General features: G+C 63.6%; 1 protein-coding gene and 1 pseudogene. Both read right to left on the bottom strand.

Annotation, left to right across the window (positions count from 1 at the left end; translation table 11 throughout):
• Positions 1-159 precede the first annotated feature (159 nt).
• The gene (gene glyA, locus EN932_RS35210) at positions 160-1,473 is read right to left on the bottom strand and encodes a serine hydroxymethyltransferase (RefSeq protein ID WP_013532252.1); all 1,314 of its coding nucleotides are present in this window, start codon (positions 1,471-1,473) and stop codon (positions 160-162) included.
• A 173-nt stretch (positions 1,474-1,646) separates the two neighbouring features.
• Positions 1,647-1,875: pseudogene (locus EN932_RS35205) on the bottom strand (Na+/H+ antiporter); the annotation flags it as partial.

Genomic DNA, 1,875 nt, shown 5'->3' with positions numbered 1-1,875 from the left:
GCGTTGCCGGGGAAAGGCCCGGCGATCAAAGCAGCCAGAGCGCCAACGGCGCCAAGGTCGGCGAAACGAAATGGTCGCATCATCAAGGCTCCTGCCGGTCGCCCCGGCCTGCTGAAACGACGCTTGTCGTTGCAGCAGGCGGCAAAACTTCCTATCGCGTCAGCCGAGATAGGGATAGAGCGGGAAGCGATCGGTCAGCGCCACGACCTTGGCCTTGACCGCTGCTTCGACGGCGGCATTGCCCTCGTCGGAATTGGCGACCTTGAGACCATCCAGCACTTCGGCGATCAGCTTGCCGATCTCCCGGAATTCGGCCTGGCCGAAGCCGCGCGTGGTGCCGGCCGGGGTGCCGAGACGCACGCCCGAGGTGACAAAAGGCTTTTCCGGGTCGAACGGAATACCGTTCTTGTTGCACGTGATGTTGGCGCGGCCCAGCGCCGCCTCGGCGCGCTTGCCGGTGGCGTTCTTCGGACGCAAATCGACCAGCATCAGATGGTTGTCTGTGCCGCCGGAGACGATGTCGAGACCGGTTTCCTTGAGGCTGGAGGCGAGCGCCTTGGCGTTGGCGGCGACGCTCTCGGCATAGACCTTGAAGCTTGGCTTCAGCGCTTCGCCGAAGGCAACCGCCTTGGCGGCGATGACATGCATAAGCGGGCCGCCCTGCAGGCCGGGGAACACCGCCGAATTCATCTTCTTGGCGATGTCCTCGTCATTGCACAGGATCATGCCGCCGCGCGGGCCGCGCAGCGACTTGTGCGTCGTGGTCGTCACGACGTGGGCATGCGGCAGCGGCGACGGATGCACGCCGCCGGCGACCAGCCCGGCGATGTGCGCCATGTCGACCATCAGATAGGCGCCGACCGCGTCGGCGATCTCGCGAAAACGCTTCCAGTCCCAGACGCGGGAATAGGCGGTGCCGCCGGCCAGGATCAGCTTCGGCTTGGTTTCATGCGCGGTCTTCTCGATGGCATCCATGTCGAGCAGATGGTCGTCCTGGCGCACGCCATAGGAGACGACCTTGAACCATTTACCGCTCATGTTGACCGGCGAACCGTGGGTCAGATGGCCGCCGGAATTGAGGTCGAGGCCCATGAACGTGTCGCCCGGCTGCAAGAGCGCCAGGAAGACGGCCTGGTTCATCTGGCTGCCGGAATTCGGCTGGACATTGGCGAAGTTGCAGCCGAACAGCTTCTTGGCGCGCTCGATGGCCAGTTCCTCGGCCACGTCGACAAACTGGCAGCCGCCGTAGTAGCGCTTGCCCGGATAGCCCTCGGCATATTTGTTGGTCATGATCGAGCCCTGCGCCTCAAGCACCGCGCGGGAAACAATGTTTTCCGAGGCGATCAGCTCGATCTCGTGGCGCTGGCGGCCGAGTTCGTTGCGGATGGCGCCGAAAATCTCCGGATCGGCGTCGGCCAGCGTGGTTTCGAAGAAGGATTCGAATTTGTTCGACACTGCCGCTGCTGTTGCCATGGCCTGAAATCCTCGGGGTTCGGGGGCAATTTTGTTTATGCATGTCGTTGCCCAAACCGCTGTACACTTTTGGGCAACCTGCACGCGGCGCCATTAACACAGTTGTTTCCGCCCCGCCACGTTTGCCACGCGAAATTTGCTGGCCGGATTGCGCCAGCCAGGCCCGCGCGTCGTTATTTCCTCGCCTTCCGGCCCCTCAGCAATGCCTCGGTGAGCGTGATCTCGGTAAACAGCGCCTGCGACGTATGGTCGTTGATCTCGCCGCTGCGAAACATGGCGCGCACGGCTTCGCGCTCGGCTTCGATGCCCGCAAATCTCAATTCGAGCTCCAGCCTTCCGGCTTCACGCGCCTCGGCGCGGGCCTCATCGGCTTCGTCCGAGGCGGCGATGCGGCGCCGGTAC

The organism is Mesorhizobium sp. M7A.F.Ca.US.002.01.1.1 (assembly GCF_004022955.1).
GTDB lineage: Bacteria > Pseudomonadota > Alphaproteobacteria > Rhizobiales > Rhizobiaceae > Mesorhizobium > Mesorhizobium ciceri.
The sequence above is the reverse complement of the archived record's forward strand: the minus strand, read 5'-3'. Positions and strand labels throughout refer to the sequence as shown.